Raw genomic sequence first — 17514 nt, 5'->3', positions numbered from 1 at the left:
TAGCTCCTATTCTTTGACTTTTACGGACAACATTCTTGAAACACCTGATTCTTCCATTGTGACCCCATACAAACGGTTCACATTCATCATTGTTCCCTTACGGTGAGTAATAACGATAAACTCAGTGTTGTCATCATATTGATTTAAATAGTTTGCAAAACGATATACATTTGCGTCATCTAATGAGGCTTCAACCTCATCTAATATACAGAAAGGTACGGGTTTCACTTTAATAATAGCAAACAGCAAGGTAATTGCAGTCAGCGCCTTTTCACCACCAGACAATAAACTTAACCGTTGGAATTTCTTCCCTGGTGGCTGAGCAATAATTTCAATTCCAGTTTCCAATAAATCATCAGGATCAGTTAGAACCAATTTAGCACGACCACCTGCAAACATTTCAGGAAAAATGTCTTCAAAGGCATTTGCAACATCATCAAAAGTTTTCTTAAATCTTGTCGTTACCTCTTTGTCCATCTCGGCCATTGTAGCTAACAATTGGGCCCTAGCTTGTAACAAATCATTCTGCTGCTGTGTCAAAAACTCATATCTATCCTTCACCTTATCGTACTCTTCAATGGCTGAAAGATTAACTGTTCCCAATTCTTCAATACCCATTTTTAACAAACGTGCTTCCTTTTGTAATTCATCAGCATCGTAGTCAGCTTGATTAAGAACCTTTAAAGAAGCTTCGTAAGTTAATTGATACTCCTGAGACAAAGTATCCAAGCGGCCGTCAATTTGATTAGACAGCTTTGTATTCTGAATCGCAAGCGTTTCTTGCTGATCAGATGCGTTCTTCTGCAAATCAAAATTACGTTGTGCCTTTGCATTCAATTCACTTGATAAAGCCTGTTGTTTTTCTCGTTCTTTTTTTAAACTTTCAACAACGTTTTGTAACTCAGAAACCTCAGTTTTAAGCTGTTCAATATGATTTTTAACTTCAGTACTATTAATATTCAACTGATCACGTTCTGAATCCAAAATAGTTAACTGTTGTTGAATATCAGAAATTTGACTATCAATACTCTTAACGTTGTCTTTAATTTCAGTATTCTGGTTAACCTCATTAGCGTGATTATTTTTAACAACTGCTAATTTAGTCTGTAAATCCTGTTCTTGAATATTAATAGAACTAAGTTCGGCATCAAAATCTGTTAGCATTTTTTGCTTTTGAGCAATCTCAGTTTGAGTATTTTCGATATCTATTTTAATTTGTTCGGCATTTTTTACTTGTTTGACCAAATTATCTTCAAGTTCTTTTTGCTCGGACTCATTTTTAGAAAGATTATACTTAATAACATCCAAACGTTCGCTTAAATGCTTCTCTTCATTTTGTGAAGTGGAAACTTGATTTTCCAATTGGCTTTTTTGAGAATTAAATTGAGCTAGTTCCTTATCAATAGAACTTTTTTCTGTATTTAATTGAACTAATTGTTCACGTAACTCTTGAACTGTCTTTTGTTTTTGATCCATAGCCAATTCTTGCTTAGATAATTGTTGTGTCAACGAAGACAACTCATCCTTACGAGTTAGAATACTTGAATTGACTCGTCTTTGTTGACCACCAGTCATTGATCCACCAGCATTGACAACATTTCCATCCAATGTAACTACACGATATTTACGATTAACTGCAGATGAAATCTTTGTAGCCACATCAATATTTTGAGCAATCAACAAATTTCCCAAAATATTCTTCACAATGTTTTCTACCTTATTATCATAAGACACCAGTTCACTAGCGACACCAACAAAACCTGCGACCATTTCTGCTTTGTTCAAATCATTAGTATAAACATTTCGTGGTTGAATAATATTTAAAGGTAGAAAAGTCGCACGTCCACCATGACTCTGTCTCAAAAAAGCAATTGCTTTTTTAGCAGCCGTCTCATTTTCAGTAACAATTGACTGTAACTGGTTACCAACAACCGTTTCAATAGCCAATTGGTATTCCTTAGGAACCGAAACCAATTCGGCTACTGCTCCGACAATTCCTGACAGATTATTTTCATTATTTAGGACATTTTTGGCACCTTCAAAGAAACCGGCATGCTCTTGTTCCATATTTTCAAGAACCTTCTTACGAGCTTTGGTCTCTTGAAGACTTTCCAAGATATTTAAATAATTACTATTTTCTTTTTTGCCAGTTTCAGTAATCTCTAGAATCTCTTGAGTAAGTTCTTTATCTCGATTTAAAAGAGATTGATTGTCATCAATTAGTTTTTGAATCTTTTGAGTAACAGAACGATTATCATTTTTAAACTCTGCCAAACTGTCAGTCACTTGCTTTAACTGAACATTCTGGTCACTAACCATCGCTTGAATTCGTTCTAACTGTCTCTGCGAGAATTTTTGTTCATTATTATTAGAAACTTGATCTTGTAGCAAATTGACATAATTGTCATTTAAATCTTTAATATTCTTCTCAATATCGGCTGGAGTTTTTTTCTTAAGTTGTTGTAGATTTTTTAATTTGTTTTCAAAATCTTCAATCTCCGTCAAACATTCGGCCAATTTTTGGTTCGATTCAACCAATTTTTGATCAGCAATGGACTTTCTTTGTTTCAAATCATCTAATTGTTTATTTAAACTTAATTTACTTGACGAATTATGTCCATTACGTTCATTAGCAACGGCAACTTTACCATTATAAATCTCTAATGTTTTTGTAGATTCGACCAGCTTAGCTTGTTTTTCATCAATTTGATTACTTAAATCATGAATTTTTTGATTATTATCCTCAACTTGTTTATTAGCACTTTTGACCTGTTGAGAGATATTTTGAAGACTCATCTTAACTTCGCGTAATTCTTTGTCCACCTGTCGTTTCTGGGCCGATAAATTTCTAATTTCAATTGTCAGAATTTTTTGATAAATACTATCATACTTGCTTTTTTGCTCTTTATAATCACGAGCAATACTTGCTTGTTCCTTTAAAGGTTCAACTTGCTTTGATAATTCGGATACAATATCTGATACTCGGTGTAAGTTATCGGTCGTTTCTGAGAGTTTATTCTCAGCTTGTTGCTTCTTTTGTTTGAATAGAGAAACACCAGCAGACTCTTCAATAATACTTCGTCTCTCCACTGGTTTACTATTAAAAATTTCCTCAACTCGACCTTGAGAAATAATAGAAAAGGATTGCTTTCCCATCCCTGAATCCATAAAAAGTTCAGTAATATCTCTTAAACGGCAAGATTTGTTATTAATCATAAATTCAGTATCACCATTTCTAAATAAACGGCGACAGATAATGATGTTATCTTGATCAGATTTCAATTCTTTATTGCTATTATCAAACTCTAAAATAACCTCAGCCCGATTCATCTGAGGACGAGTGGCACTTCCGGCAAAAATCACATCGACCATTTTATCTCCGCGCAAACTCTTTGCTGACTGTTCACCCATTACCCAACGAATGGCTTCTGTTATATTCGATTTTCCACTTCCGTTGGGTCCGACAATCCCTGTAATTCCACTTGTGAAATCAATTTTTGTCTTATCAGCAAATGATTTAAACCCATTGATAGTTAATGATTTTAATGGCATAAATAAAACTCAACTCCTAAAGTTCTTCTAAGGCTCTCTTAGCTGCCATTTGTTCAGCATGCTTTTTACTATAACCGAGACCCTTTGACAAAATCTTGCCATTGGCAATCAATTCCACTTTGAATTTCTTGTCATGGTCTGGACCCTCTTCATCGATGACTTTGTAATCAATCTCAACCTCACCCGATTGTTGAAGTCTTTCCTGCAAATGTGTCTTAAAATCAGTATCTTCAGAAAATTCTCCTGAATCAATATGCGGATAAACAACCTTCTTCAAGAAATCATCAACCACTTTATTTCCTTGATCTAGATATAAGGCACCATTGAAGGCTTCAAAGATATCTTCCAAAAGGGTATGTCTTTGACGAGCTCCTTGCTTTTCTTCTCCTTTACCAACTAATAAATACTTATCAATATTTATTTCTTTAGCAAAACGAGCAAAACTATCGGTTCTTACAATATCTGATCTTAATCTAGTTAATTTACCTTCTGGTAAATCAGGATACTTTTCAAAAAGATATCTTGAAATATTTATTTCTAGGACTGCATCCCCTAAAAATTCTAATCGTTCATAATCACCAATTCCTAACTCCTTATGCTCATTATCAAATGAGGAATGTGTCATGGCTCTTTCAACTAATCTCTTATTGTCAAACTTGATTCTATAATTTTCATCTAAAAATTCCAAGAACTTTGGATCTAACATAAAGTGTCCCCTTTCTAATAATATTAATTATACTAAACTTTTATCCTAAATAATTATTTGGATAAAAAAATAAGACCTTCAGGCCTTATTTTTGATGTGACGAAATATAAGTAACTGCTTCGCCAACAGTTGTTATCTTTTCAGCATCATCATCCGGAATCTCTGATCCGAATTCATCTTCTAATTCCAATACAAATTCAACAAGGTCGATTGAATCTGCGTCTAGATCTTTAGTAAAAGATGTTTCTTTGGTAATAGTTGATTTATCAACTTCAAATTTATCAGCAATTAATGCAACGATTTTGTCAAAAACCTCTTGTTCAGTCATGGAGTTTCTCCCTTATTTTTCTTCAGTCATTTTTTCAAAGTATTTGTTAGCTTTATTAATAGTATCGTTAGTTAACATATCATAAATCTGTTTCACAGTATAATAGACAGTCTTACTGTCTGCCGCACCATGTGCTTTGACAACTGGCGACTTTAAACCTAGCAGAACAGCTCCACCAGCTTGAGATGTATCAAACATCTTTCTCAAGCCCTTCAATGATGGGCTAACAATAGCTGCACCCATTTTAGTAAAGATACCGTTATTTAGCAAGGCATCTTTTAGTTCACTCAAAAGAATTGTTGCCGTTCCTTCAGTAGCTTTCAAAGCTGCATTGCCGGTGAAACCATCTGTAACAATCACATCAGCTGCTCCAGCTAAAATACTACCAGATTCAATATTGCCGATAAAATTGATTCCTTCAGTATTTTTTAATAATTGATAAGCCTCTTTATGTAAAGTATCACCTTTGTCATACTCAGTACCATTATTCAATAATGCTACTCTTGGTTTATCTATTTTTTTAACATCATGAGCATAGATTGATCCCATAATAGCCCATTGTTGTAAATAAGCAGGCTTTGCTTCAGCATTAGCCCCAACATCAAGCATATTAACTCCCAATGGTGAATTGGTAGCTGGTAAGGTTGGCATCAAAGCGGGTCTAGATACTTGTTTGATACGACCCACAATAAAAATTCCAGCGGCTAACAACGCACCAGTATTACCTAATGAAAATAGCGCGTCATTTTCCCCGTCCTTAACAGATTTAGCAGCCAAAACCATTGAAGCATTCTTTTTGGCACGAATTGCTTTCACTGGTTCATCAGTACCCAATATTTCCTCATCCGTATGTACTATTGAAATTCTTTCATCATTTTTCAGATACTCTTTTATTGCTGATTCTTTTCCATATAGTACAAATTCTAAATCCTTCCACTCGTCACGTGCACGTTCAATTCCTTCAACTACAACTTGGGGAGCATGATCTCCACCCATAGCATCAACAGCTATTTTCATTTTATTTCCTCACTAATCAAAATTATTTAATTGTTCATATTCATCATTGATAAATGACTTTAAGGCCTTTGTTTCTGGACTATTCAATAAGTTTTCATCATTAAACAACTTACTTGCTTCCTCTTGGGCCACTTCTAAGATATTTATATCATTGATAGGATTTCCTACTTTGAATTCAGGCAATCCCGATTGACGATTGCCCAGCATATCCCCAGCACCACGCATTTTTAGATCTTCTTCCGCCAAAATAAATCCGTCATTAGTCGACGTTAAAATTTTCATTCGCTCAACAGCAGATTCATTCTTAGGATCAGCAATCAAAATACAATACGATTGTTTATCGCCACGACCCACACGACCTCTCAATTGATGCAATTGTGAAAGGCCAAAACGATTAGCATCATATATTACCATAACTGTGGCATTAGGTACATCAACACCAACCTCAATTACTGTTGTTGAAACCAAAACATCGATTTTTTTATTGGAAAAATCATTCATTACGGTCTCTTTTTGTTCATTTGGCATCTGCCCGTGCAACAAGCCAACTTTATATTGCTGTCCAAATAATTCCGTAAATTTGTCATAAATCAGCTCAGCATTCTTCAAATCCATCGATTCCGATTCTGAAATCAAAGGCGTTACTACATAAACTTGTGCTCCATCAGCTAATTCTTTAGTCACAAATTGATACATCTGTTCAATCTTTTGACTTCTAATCCAATAGGTTTCTATCTTTTTACGACCAGCTGGCAATTGGTCGATTCTTGAAACATCCATATCTCCGTAGGTTGTGATCGCCAAGGTTCTAGGAATAGGCGTCGCAGTCATTGCTAATACATCTGGATTAACTCCTTTTTCACGTAAAGCCTTTCTTTGATTAACACCAAACCTATGCTGTTCATCAATAACAATAAAGCCTAAATTCTTATAATCAACACTATCCTGAATCAATGCATGTGTCCCTACTACGATGTTGGTTTTACCTTCTCGAATATCCTTTGCAATATAATCATGTTCCTTTTTAGTTAGTGAGCCTGTTAATAAAGCTATTCGAATTTTCAAAGGTGCTAGTAATTTACCAATCTTATCAAAATGTTGCTGAGCTAAAATTTCTGTAGGAGCCATAATAGCAGCCTGATAACCAGCAGTAACTGATGCCAACATTGCGATAACAGAGACAATAGTTTTACCAGACCCAACATCACCTTGTAACAACCGATTCATATGATGCTCTGATTTCATATCAGCCAATATTTCCTTAACAACTCTATCTTGTGCAGCCGTCAAAGTGAATGGTAATTGTCCAATAAATTCATCAATATACTTAGAATCATACTTTTCTTCAATTCCAATATTATTACGATCATCATTGGCTTTAATACTCTGTAATCCACATTGGAATAAGAAAAATTCTCTAAACTTAGCACTTCTTCTGGCTTCATCACTTTGTTGTTCATTTTTAGGAAAATGAATGCCCGAAACAATTTCTTCATCATTCAACAATTTATATTTCAATCGCAAATAATCAGGAACGATTGTTTCAATTTGATCATGATACTTTTCAAAAGCTAATTTAATTAAATTAACTAGTGTTTTCTGATGAATGTTCTTATTAACTGAGTATACCGAATCAATCGAATCTTTCCCATTAACATCAATAACTTTCATTCCGGTCAATGATCGACGATTTTCATTCCACTTTCCATATACAGCTACATCTTGTCCAGTTTCAAATTTATCCTTTAACCATGGTTGATTAAAAAAAGTTACCATAATGGATTCATTTTCAACCAAAATACGTGCATTTACCCGAGTCTTTTTATAACCAAAGCGCGCTACAACCGGCTCACTGGCCACAACGCCCTTCAATAGAATTTTTTCCTGATCAACAGCATCATCTAAAGATTTTGCTTCCATATCCTCATAACGAAAGGGAAAATAGAATAACAAATCATAAACATTTTTAATCCCTAGTGATTCCAAGGATTCCAATCTCTTGGGACCCACTCCAGGTAATTGTGCTAATGAAACTTTTCTCAAATCCATACTTTCCCCTCCTTTGAATTTGCGCTCAAAAAATAAAAAAGGCATGACAAAAATATCTTTTCGTCATTACCTCCTTTAATTTATTCAACCGAGATCAAATAAGGATAAACTGGTTGATCTCCTTGATGAATTTCTGTTTCAAGATCTGAATATTTATCTAAATAATCAGCAATTTTTTCTGCATCAGCTTTTGTACCATCTTGACCTATCAAAATAGTAATAACTTCACTATCCTCATCAATCATCTTATCCAGCATTTTTTCAGTTCCATCGATGATATCCTCATCGTCAACCAAAATCTTGCCATCAACAATTCCCATATAATGACCTTTGGTAATCTTAAGACCATCAATTTCCGTATCACGAATAGCTTGTGTAATTTGACCACTCTTGACCGTATCCAAGGAATCTTCCATATTTTCCTTATTATCTTCTAATTCTGCTTCAGGGTTAAATGAAAGCATTGCCGTCATCCCTTGTGAAATAGTTTTAGAGGCCACAATTGCAACTGGAATATCAACTAAATCAACTGCTTGTTTAGCCGCCATAATAATATTGCCATTGTTTGGTAATACCAAGGCTCTCTTAGCGTTGGACTTATTAATGGCATCAACAATATCATTGGTTGATGGGTTCATAGTTTGACCACCGCTAATAACATGAGTCACACCTAAACTCTTAAACAACGTTGTCAATCCTTCGCCAGATGAAACGGCAATGACTGCATAATCGACTGGTTCTTGATTTGTTTCTTCAGTAACTGGTTCATCCTCATCAACAATCGTCTCATGTTGTAAACGCATATTGTCAATTTTAATTTTTACTAAAGAACCATATTTTCTACCGGCTGACCAAACCTTATAAGGATAATTGGTGTGAACGTGAACTTTGATAACCTCATCATCAGCAACACAAATAAGTGAATCACCGATGCCATCTAAATAATTACGAAGTTTTTCATTGTCAAATTGTTCATCCGAAGTTGGATTTTCACCAATTTTAACCATCATTTCAGTACAATAACCATTTTTAATTTCATCAGTACTAAATTGGCCTTGAACAGACTGGTGATGACTAGCATTGACCATTTCAGTCATATCTCTTTCATCAGGAATATATTCTTCATTACCTGATTGACCTGTTAATCCCTCTAAGAAACCTTCATAAATAAAGACTAATCCTTGACCGCCGGAATCAACTACACCAACCTCTTTCAGTACAGGAAGCAATGAGGGCGTTTTTTCCAATCCTACTTTTGCACCCTCAACTACAGCTTGCATGACCTCAGAAACATCGTCAGTGCTCTCAACCTTCTTCATACCGGCATCAGCACCAAATCTAGCAACCGTTAAAATAGTTCCTTCTACGGGCTTCATAACTGCCTTATAGGCTGTTTTAACCCCATCATCGAATGCCTTTGCCAAATCCATTGCTGTCAAAGTATCTTTTTCTTCAATACTTTTTGAAAACCCACGAAAGATTTGTGAAGTGATAACACCAGAGTTACCACGAGCACCCATTAAAAGCCCTTTAGCAAGTGCCTTACCCAGTGTTCCAACATGGTCACTTTCAGACTCATTAACGGATTTAAAACCGCTTTGTATTGTTAAACTCATATTAGTTCCGGTATCGCCATCAGGAACCGGAAAGACATTAAGTGAGTTTACAAACTTAGCATTTTTTTCAAGTCTATGCGATGCAACACGCACCATATCTGAAAATTCTTTTTTTGTAATTAGTTCTTTGCTCAAAAGTTTCCCCTCCAACCAGCTTTACCTACTCAATATCGTCCAGAACTTTAATTCCTTGAACGTAAACATTAACAGTGCCAGCTGGTGTACCAAGCATTGTTTCTAGGTTATATTTTACTTTTTCTTTTAAATTTTTTGCTACTTCAGATATTTTGATTCCATATCCTACGATTATGTAGACATCAACGGCCAGTTTACCATCTTCTTGATGAATAACTATACCTCTAGAAAAATCTTCACGATTGAGAATTGTATTCATACCATCACGCAATTGATTCTTGCTTGCCATACCTACGATACCGTAGATATCAGAAGCAGCTCCACCAACGATTGTGGCAACAGTATTTGTTGAAACGTCAATCTCACCATGTTTTGTTTTAATTGTAACTGCCATCTCTGGATCCTCCTATTCATGGACCAAAACTATCATAAACAATAAAATTCTATCATAGCCTCAAATCTAATTAAAGAATTAAACCATATAAAACTATATTAATACACAATTACTCTATTGATTTCAATTCTTAGATATGGTAAATTAGTCAGGTGATATTTTAAAGAAAAAAACATGTAGCCAAAGGAGGTCGGTCCCATGGCAAAAGATATTATTACAGGCCGTAAAACAGTGTTCGGTAACAAGCGTTCACACGCTCTTAACCAATCAAAACGTTCTTGGAAGCCAAACTTGCAAAAAGTTCGTATCATGATTGACGGTAAGCCTAAACGTGTTTGGGTTTCAGCTAGAGCATTGAAATCAGGAAAAGTTACTCGTGTATAATTATCACTTAATTATTTAAGAAAGACTAGCAAATTAATTGTTAGTCTTTTTTATTTTACACGATTATAATATATTTTTAGTAAAATTTTTAAAAGGGGTGAACTTAATGAAAATTGTAATTGGCAACCAAAGCAATAATGATGAGCAACTGTCAAAGGCACTCATTCAAGCTAGAGATGGCGACATCATTGAATTGTTGCCAGGATCATATTTCTCCCCAGACAGCCCTTTTATCTGTACCATCAGAAGAAATATAACTCTTATCGGCACATCCAAAAATAAAAATGATGTCAAACTTTATTGTAGTTTTACCGTTGGCGAAGCTACCACTATCATATTAAAAAATTTAACCATCAATTATATGGCAACTGATGAAAATACTCTGGCTGCTTATGATGGTGCTCGCGTTTATGGTAACAATATTACAATTGATCGTAAGTCTGAAGATGATTGGGATACCGTATATGGACAAAATTCGTTTTTTTCCTTTAAAGATTCCAATATTTATACCGGTGCAAAAACAAAAGCAATTGGACTATCTTTAGAAAATAGTCAAATATTTGCGATTGATAGTTTTATTGAATTAATGTTTCAAAAAAATTCCAAATCTTTTCTAAAAGATTCTACTATTACTAACAAACTTGAATTACGAAGGCATTCTGAATTGAACTTTAACAATTTAACCATCGATTCAACTAAATTTTACGTCAAAAATGATTTAGCAGTTAAAAGCAGCTCTCAATTTTCTGGTCAAAATTTAATATTTATAAGGCCACTGCCTCAAATAAGAATATTAAAAAGTAAATTTAATGTGACGGGTTTTCAACCTGAACTTAACTATATTGGTTTTAAATCAGATAAAAACTCTGAAATACTCACTGACGGATTCAATCAAGGTCCTTCGGATAATAGCAAAAATACCAAGTAACCGGTAAAACCGTCTACTTGGTATTTTTTTAATTAGTTTCAAAAACAGCTATCCATTCATTGGTAGCTACACGATACATCTTAACTCCATTAATCGTAGCTATTTTATCTGCTTTATAACTATAATTATCAATTGTCTTCGATATGATATTACCAGTATCATCATATATTGAAATTGACGAGTTGGGAGTAACTACCGATTGACTTGACTCATATTCATAAACATCACTAGCTTTAACCCACTCATTCAAAGCGACACGATAATATTTAACTCCATTGAAATATGCGTATCTATCACTAAACCAATCACTACCTGCAGATAATTTACGAGTGATCTTCTGACCATCAGTTGAGATTAATGATTTACTAGAATCAAAGTAGGTTCTCACATCAACCGGATTGGTATAATAAAGATAGACTGAACTAGCTTTAACCCAAGTATTTGTTGCTACCCGATAATATAGTTCGCCATTAAAAACTTTTTTTTCATCTGTTTTCCAGTCAGTATTTTCCTGTAAAGTCTGTGTAATTGTATTGCCCTCATCATCATACAATTCTACATCGCCAGCATCAGGGTACGTACTTACTGTGTCATCAATTTGAAAGATATCACTATTTTCAGACCCACTATCAGTCTCAGAATTATCGTCACCTGTATCAACATCTGTACCGGTAGAACTATCATCATCGTCATCATCACTACCGGAACCAGAACCAGATGACCCGCCCGATGTAGTTTCTTTTTGTACTAAAATCATTATCGGATCGCTAGAATCAGAGATTTTATAAATTGTGTCACTATCAGCTAGTTCATAGCCATTCGGTAATTGCGATGTAATCGTCTCCGTAGAAATCGTTTTATCTAATCCATCTTCAGCTGTACCTGTTCCAACCTCAGTCCCATCTGAGGTCTGATAACTTAGGGTATTTTGATAAGTCTTATAAACTACATTAAAAGTATAGTTTCGATATTCACTTCCATTGATATTTTCATAGTAAGTGCTCAGTCCCAATTTATTTATAAGATCAACAATAGTACTTGTATCATCCAAACCAAAATGAGTAACGTATATACTTAAAGAATTTGTCACAGCTCCAGCAGATACAGTCGACTTATCCCAATCAACCTCCAGATCAGCAACATCAAGTTGACTACTATCCATACTAATAGTTGAGTATAAATCTTTCGTTCCTGTAAAGGTCAACGTTGTTTGAGGAATCAATGTATCCCCTGAACTATTAGTTTGGTTAATAGTGAAATTATAAGTACTATCCGTTAATTTCTTCAAATATACTGTAAAGTTCCCATTGTACTCAGTCAGTCTATTGTTTGGTGAAATATAATCTACATAATAGTCCGCCTTATCGTATCCATCATTGGTTTCAGCATCTGTTAATAATTCCTCTGTATATGCTACAGTATTACCCAGCGTACCATCTGTAGCGCTATGAACCCCAACTGGTTCACCTGTATCTTCATCAATATAAGTAAGAGTATATGATGAATTATTATTGATAACGTACGTTAAAGTAATGGGATTGACATTACCGTTGCTATCTAGACTGATAGTTGAATTACTAATTGAACTAAAAGTATAACCCGGGATATTTAATAAACTCTCCGGTAAATCAGTCGCCGTTAAAGTTTGTCCTTCTGTATAGGTACCCGTTAATGAGCTTGGTGTATCAGATGATAGATACACTGTTTTAATAACATTCGATGTCGTTTTGAAAGTTATTGGGATACTAGTGATTGTTTGACTGTCTGTCGTAGACGTGTCGGTGGTACTATTTGCAACCGTATTTTCAGTACCGTCGTTATCGGTGGAATTCGTACTTGTTGTTTCAGTACCCGTTTCTGATGTATCTGCACTTCCTGTATCATTTGTTGTATTGATGCTATCAGTACTTGCTGTGTTCGTTGAATCGTCAGTACTATTCGTTGTTGTATCGGTATTATCGGTACTTGTTGTGTTTGTTGAATCCTCAGTACTATTCGTTGTTGTATCGGTGCTATCGGATGTATCCATAGCCACTGTAGTATCGTTTGTGGTATTTGTTGTATCTATATTATTAGACGTATCTTCAGCTAGTGATGAATCAGAAGACGTCGAATTATCACTTTTTGAATCAGTAGGTACAGTAGTAGTATCAGTTGTATCAGCTTTAACTTCTTGGTTCTGCAAATTAGTCAGTATTACCGCGGAAAAAAGCGAAATTCCAATAATTGTAATTTTATTTTTTATTCTCATTAACTCTTACTCCTTCTACTAACTTTCCTAATATAGTTATATTAATTTAAGAATATGAAAAAAGTTAGAAATAAATTCTAATTTTTTGAGTATTTTATTATATTAAAAATAATAAAAAAAGACATCAATCTAAAAATCATCTAAAAAATGATTTCTGATTTGATGCCTTTTTATAATATATTTAATTAAGATGATCCAAGCTTGTTGCCAAATCATTAATTAAATCTTGTGAATCTTCAATACCAACTGATAATCTTACCAACTGATGTGTAATCCCAGCTTTCAATTGTTCCTCAGGTGAAAGCTCTGCATGCGTCATTTTATATGGTAATTCAATTAAACTTTCTACTGCGCCCAAACTAACTGCCAATTGGATCAATTTGGTACCTTCAACAAATTTGGTAGAATCCAAACCTTCAGACAATTCAAAAGAAATAATCCCTCCAAATCCATCAGTCTCAGCTTTGGCAATTTCATAATCCTTACTACCAGGAATACCTGGATAATAAATTTTAGCAATTTCTTTACGGCTTTGTAAGAACTCTACAATCTTTTTAGCGTTAGTTAAATGACGATCCATCCTTACAGACAAAGTTTGAATCCCTCGACGGACTAAATTCGAATCTTCAGGTGAAAGTGTCGACCCGATCGCATTTTGATTAAAATAAACCCTTTTGGCTACTTCTTTATTCTTAACAACTACAATCCCAGCAATTACATCTGAATGACCACTTAAATACTTAGTAGCCGAGTGAATAACAATATCAGCTCCTAAATTTAATGGTCTTTGCAAATATGGTGACAGAAAAGTATCGTCAACTATTGTTAAAATATTATATTTTTTAGCCACTTCAGAAGTTGCTTTAACACTTGTAACATGTAAAAGTGGATTAGTAAAACTTTCAAAATAAATTGCCTTAGTATTTGATTGAATAGCTGCTTCGATTTCTTGGGGATTTTGGGTATCAACAGCAGTAAATTCCAACTGCCAACGCTTCAAAAACTCATTAATCAATCTAAATGTTCCACCATAAATCTCTTTACCGATAATAATATGGTCACCTGGTTTGAAGATGGCAAGAACCGCATGAATTGCTGCAGATCCTGACGAAAAAGCAAAGCCTTGATAACCATTTTCTAATTCTGCCACTTGTTGCTCTAAATAACCTCTCGTCGGATTACCTGAGCGCTCATAATCATATTTTACCTTAGCATCAACTGATGGATAAATATATGTTGATGAATTGTAAATCGGTACATTCACAGCACCAGTATTATTGTCATTTTGAGGTTTCCCATGAACCAATTTTGTATTAAACTCTGTCATTTTTCTCAACCTTTACTTTAAATTTCCTTATCATAGTACTACTACACCAAAAATTTAATAATTTTTTTAACAAAATACTTAATTAAAAATATAATTTCAAGACAAATGTTTCTTCTGAATTAACCAAATAGTCCTAGTAATCGATTTTGATTACTAGGACTATTTGGTTTAATAATCTCAAATTAAATATTTTTACTCTCTTAGTTCATAGTCATTCCACCAGTAACATTAATTCCTTGACCAGTCATATAATCAGACAATGGGCTGGCTAAGAATAGAACTACATTACTTACATCTTTAGGTGTACCAGTTCTACCCAATGGAACCTGACTATTATCTTCTCTTTCAATATCATCTGGCGTCAATCCTCTAATCTTGGCACCGTCTTTTCTTTCGCGATGTTTCATGGACGTTTCAATAATTCCTGGACATACAGCATTGACATTAATTTGATTCTTAGCAACCTCGATTGCCAAGGTCTTAGTCAAACCAAGAACTGCATGTTTAGATGCTACATAGGCTGACATAGCTCTATAACCATTTTTTCCGGCCTGAGAGGCTATCAGAATTACCTTGCCCGGTCGATTAGCATCTACCATCAATTTAACTAAATGTTTAGTTACCAGATAAGTTCCACGTGTATTAACTGATAATGTCTTATCAAAGTCAGTAGTTTTACTTTCAAGTAAATAATCCATAGTTGAAATACCAGCAACATTAACTAAAATATCAGGAGTCAATTGATGCATTTGCAACTGTTTAGCCAAATTCGAAACACTGTTTTCATCGCTAACATCTAGATGAATTTGATACTCCTTATCATCAAGCTTTTTTAACTCAACATTAGAATAAGATAAGTCTGCTGCAACAACAATAGATTTTTCATTTTGAAAAGTGTCCACTACTTGTCGACCAATTCCTTGAAAACCACCAGTTACTAGAACAATTTTTTTCTCCAATGATGTAAATAAACTCATGAACTAACCTTCTTTACTAACTAAATTACGTGACGTTCATATGGATCGTTAGAAATTCCTTCTTCAAGAATCTTCTTCGACCACTCTTTAGCTGAGAACAATGAATGATCACGATAATTACCACAACTGTACTTGTCAGTTCCTTGAACATCTTTCCATTCGATTTTATTGGCAATATCATCTAGTGCGTCCTTCAAAGCAGTTGCAACCTCAGTGGTTGAATGTTCACCCCAAACAATTAAATGAAATCCAGTGCGACATCCAAATGGCGAACAATCAATTACTCCATCCAAACGATCCCTTAGTAGACCTGCTAATAAATGTTCAATCGTATGTAATCCGGCAGTTGGAATTGCATTTTCATTTGGTTGAACCAAACGTAAATCATAGTTTGAAATTACATCGCCTTTTGTTCCATTTTCCTCTGTAATCAGGCGGACATATGGTGCCTTTACCTTTGTGTGATCCAATGTAAAACTTTCAACTTTAGCCATAATTAAATATCTCCTTAAAATTTATTATTTATTTTCCAAATATGATAATGGTTTATTAACTTCAATCTTGGTTCCATAATACTTTTTCTTGATATAAGCTTGAATTTTTTTATTGTGGTATAGCTTAACCAATTTTTTATAATTAGTATTATCTTTATTCTTTGCAGCTGTAGCTAAGATATTTATATTATCTTTTGTACTTTGATCGACTTGTTCGTGATAGATTGAATCAGTCAAAACATGAAGTCCACCTTCTAAAGCAACTGTATTTGAAATAAGAACGACTGGCACATCATTTAGAACCCGTGGTCCTGTGGTATCATCAATTTCCTTAAACTTTAAATTCTTAGGATTTGACGTGATATCTTTGGTATCTCCTAAAGCATTAAAATCCTTCTTCAAAGTAATTAAGCCTGCCTTTTGCAAAAGCAGTAGATCACGTGAGGTATTGGCCGGATTGTTAGCAATTGCAATAGTTGTTCCATCAGGAATTTCACTAATCTTTTTATACTTCTTGGAATAAATTCCTAATGGTTCCAAATAAGTTGTTCCTAAAGCAGCCAACTTACCCTTAGGATTCTGCTTATTATAAGCCTGGTAATAAGACCATGATTGAAAAGCATTAACATCAACTTGGCCTTCACTTGTAGCATTATTTAATTGTGCCCCATCAGTAATTTCCTTAGTCTTGATTTTTAATCCTAATTTCTTTGCTTGTGAACTTTTGGCTATATATTCCCAAATAATCAAATCTGATCCTTGTGAACCAATTGTGATGGTACTACTTTTACTTGCAGTGGTTGAATTACCACATCCAGCCAATAAAATTACTGACAAAAACAAAATAGTAGTAATTAATATGCTTTTTTCTTTTTTCATTTCTTCCCCCTCCTCAATCTTTCTAATAATTTTCTAATTCTTATATTGGAATCAACCAAAAATCAAACATAGAATTACCTCCTCTTAAAAACTCTATAAACTCTTAATAGCAGAATATGATTCCTCATAACAAGCTCTAAATGACAAAGTCTAAAACCCTTAAGGAATGTGATTTATCTTCAATAAATCACATAACAAGCTCTAAACGACGAAGTCGTTAAGAGCTTGTAAAAAAAATAGTCGTCCCTACACATACAGAATTTACCTGCAATGTAGGGACGACTACCGTGATACCACCCTAATTCATATTTTGTTTACACAAAATACCTCAACGACACTAACATGTCCGGGATGATATCGCATCCTTGCGTACCTTCGGCTTGCACCTAGGTAAGACTCCAAGCTCATGTTCAACAATCTTTCACTCCGCCTTTTCACTATCTAGCGGTCACTATCCAAGCTACTTGATGATCTACT

14 protein-coding genes are annotated in these 17514 nt (G+C 34.4%); 2 read left to right on the top strand and 12 right to left on the bottom strand.

Annotation, left to right across the window (positions count from 1 at the left end):
* Window positions 1-6 precede the first annotated feature (6 nt).
* From smc to CBP76_RS01370, 7 genes are all read right to left on the bottom strand, one after another.
* Complete coding sequence (gene smc / locus CBP76_RS01400) at window positions 7-3552, bottom strand: chromosome segregation protein SMC (RefSeq protein ID WP_102195142.1); 3546 nt, start codon at window positions 3550-3552, stop codon at window positions 7-9.
* Window positions 3553-3568: 16 nt separating this feature from the next.
* Window positions 3569-4258 carry a ribonuclease III gene (rnc, locus tag CBP76_RS01395; protein ID WP_102195141.1) on the bottom strand — a complete coding sequence of 230 codons (690 nt, stop codon included), beginning with the start codon at window positions 4256-4258 and terminating at the stop codon, window positions 3569-3571.
* Between the two features lie 85 nt (window positions 4259-4343).
* Window positions 4344-4586 (bottom strand): acyl carrier protein, encoded by a 243-nt coding sequence (gene acpP / locus CBP76_RS01390; protein ID WP_102195140.1) that lies wholly within the window; start codon window positions 4584-4586, stop codon window positions 4344-4346.
* Window positions 4587-4598: 12 nt separating this feature from the next.
* Window positions 4599-5603 carry a phosphate acyltransferase PlsX gene (plsX, locus tag CBP76_RS01385; protein WP_102195139.1) on the bottom strand — a complete coding sequence of 335 codons (1005 nt, stop codon included), beginning with the start codon at window positions 5601-5603 and terminating at the stop codon, window positions 4599-4601.
* 12 nt (window positions 5604-5615) lie between these two features.
* Window positions 5616-7652 (bottom strand): ATP-dependent DNA helicase RecG, encoded by a 2037-nt coding sequence (gene recG, locus CBP76_RS01380; protein ID WP_102195138.1) that lies wholly within the window; start codon window positions 7650-7652, stop codon window positions 5616-5618.
* A gap of 80 nt (window positions 7653-7732) precedes the next feature.
* Window positions 7733-9364: a DAK2 domain-containing protein gene (locus CBP76_RS01375; RefSeq protein ID WP_166667141.1), complete on the bottom strand. Its 1632-nt coding sequence runs from the start codon at window positions 9362-9364 to the stop codon at window positions 7733-7735.
* Between the two features lie 64 nt (window positions 9365-9428).
* On the bottom strand, window positions 9429-9797 hold the full coding sequence (locus CBP76_RS01370) for an Asp23/Gls24 family envelope stress response protein (protein ID WP_102195136.1): 369 nt from the start codon (window positions 9795-9797) through the stop codon (window positions 9429-9431).
* A gap of 198 nt (window positions 9798-9995) precedes the next feature.
* On the opposite strand from CBP76_RS01370, the gene rpmB reads away from it, so the two are divergent.
* A complete protein-coding gene (gene rpmB, locus CBP76_RS01365) occupies window positions 9996-10181 on the top strand; it encodes a 50S ribosomal protein L28 (RefSeq protein ID WP_054641956.1) in 186 nt (61 codons plus the stop codon).
* Window positions 10182-10287: 106 nt separating this feature from the next.
* Window positions 10288-11109 (top strand): hypothetical protein, encoded by an 822-nt coding sequence (locus CBP76_RS01360; protein ID WP_102195135.1) that lies wholly within the window; start codon window positions 10288-10290, stop codon window positions 11107-11109.
* A gap of 28 nt (window positions 11110-11137) precedes the next feature.
* Here CBP76_RS01360 and CBP76_RS01355 read toward each other — a convergent pair whose 3' ends face one another.
* The 5 genes from CBP76_RS01355 to CBP76_RS01335 all read right to left on the bottom strand — a co-directional run bounded on the left by CBP76_RS01355 (window position 11138) and on the right by CBP76_RS01335 (window position 17037).
* Window positions 11138-13360 carry an SLAP domain-containing protein gene (locus CBP76_RS01355; RefSeq protein ID WP_102195134.1) on the bottom strand — a complete coding sequence of 741 codons (2223 nt, stop codon included), beginning with the start codon at window positions 13358-13360 and terminating at the stop codon, window positions 11138-11140.
* Window positions 13361-13541: 181 nt separating this feature from the next.
* Window positions 13542-14687, bottom strand: a complete 1146-nt coding sequence (locus tag CBP76_RS01350) for a trans-sulfuration enzyme family protein (RefSeq protein ID WP_102195133.1) — start codon at window positions 14685-14687, stop codon at window positions 13542-13544.
* Window positions 14688-14887: 200 nt separating this feature from the next.
* On the bottom strand, window positions 14888-15664 hold the full coding sequence (locus tag CBP76_RS01345; protein WP_102195132.1) for an SDR family oxidoreductase: 777 nt from the start codon (window positions 15662-15664) through the stop codon (window positions 14888-14890).
* Window positions 15665-15684: 20 nt separating this feature from the next.
* Window positions 15685-16158, bottom strand: coding sequence for an S-ribosylhomocysteine lyase (locus CBP76_RS01340; protein WP_102195131.1), 474 nt, complete (start codon window positions 16156-16158; stop codon window positions 15685-15687).
* 24 nt (window positions 16159-16182) lie between these two features.
* Window positions 16183-17037 (bottom strand): MetQ/NlpA family ABC transporter substrate-binding protein, encoded by an 855-nt coding sequence (locus CBP76_RS01335; protein ID WP_102195130.1) that lies wholly within the window; start codon window positions 17035-17037, stop codon window positions 16183-16185.
* Window positions 17038-17514: the final 477 nt, after the last annotated feature.

The organism is Companilactobacillus nuruki (assembly GCF_002872255.1).
GTDB lineage: Bacteria > Bacillota > Bacilli > Lactobacillales > Lactobacillaceae > Companilactobacillus > Companilactobacillus nuruki.
The sequence above is the reverse complement of the archived record's forward strand: the minus strand, read 5'-3'. Positions and strand labels throughout refer to the sequence as shown.

Bases quoted from the DNA above. Each gene is read 5' to 3' on its own strand.
- acpP (WP_102195140.1), bottom strand. From the start codon at position 4,586: ATGACTGAACAAGAGGTTTTTGACAAAATCGTTGCATTAATTGCTGAT.
- plsX (WP_102195139.1), bottom strand. From the start codon at position 5,603: ATGAAAATAGCTGTTGATGCTATGGGTGGAGATCATGCTCCCCAAGTT.
- CBP76_RS01355 (WP_102195134.1), bottom strand. From the start codon at position 13,360: ATGAGAATAAAAAATAAAATTACAATTATTGGAATTTCGCTTTTTTCC.
- smc (WP_102195142.1), bottom strand. From the start codon at position 3,552: ATGCCATTAAAATCATTAACTATCAATGGGTTTAAATCATTTGCTGAT.
- CBP76_RS01375 (WP_166667141.1), bottom strand. From the start codon at position 9,364: ATGGTGCGTGTTGCATCGCATAGACTTGAAAAAAATGCTAAGTTTGTA.
- CBP76_RS01370 (WP_102195136.1), bottom strand. From the start codon at position 9,797: ATGGCAGTTACAATTAAAACAAAACATGGTGAGATTGACGTTTCAACA.
- rpmB (WP_054641956.1), top strand. From the start codon at position 9,996: ATGGCAAAAGATATTATTACAGGCCGTAAAACAGTGTTCGGTAACAAG.
- CBP76_RS01345 (WP_102195132.1), bottom strand. From the start codon at position 15,664: ATGAGTTTATTTACATCATTGGAGAAAAAAATTGTTCTAGTAACTGGT.
- recG (WP_102195138.1), bottom strand. From the start codon at position 7,652: ATGGATTTGAGAAAAGTTTCATTAGCACAATTACCTGGAGTGGGTCCC.
- CBP76_RS01335 (WP_102195130.1), bottom strand. From the start codon at position 17,037: ATGAAAAAAGAAAAAAGCATATTAATTACTACTATTTTGTTTTTGTCA.
- CBP76_RS01340 (WP_102195131.1), bottom strand. From the start codon at position 16,158: ATGGCTAAAGTTGAAAGTTTTACATTGGATCACACAAAGGTAAAGGCA.
- rnc (WP_102195141.1), bottom strand. From the start codon at position 4,258: ATGTTAGATCCAAAGTTCTTGGAATTTTTAGATGAAAATTATAGAATC.
- CBP76_RS01350 (WP_102195133.1), bottom strand. From the start codon at position 14,687: ATGACAGAGTTTAATACAAAATTGGTTCATGGGAAACCTCAAAATGAC.
- CBP76_RS01360 (WP_102195135.1), top strand. From the start codon at position 10,288: ATGAAAATTGTAATTGGCAACCAAAGCAATAATGATGAGCAACTGTCA.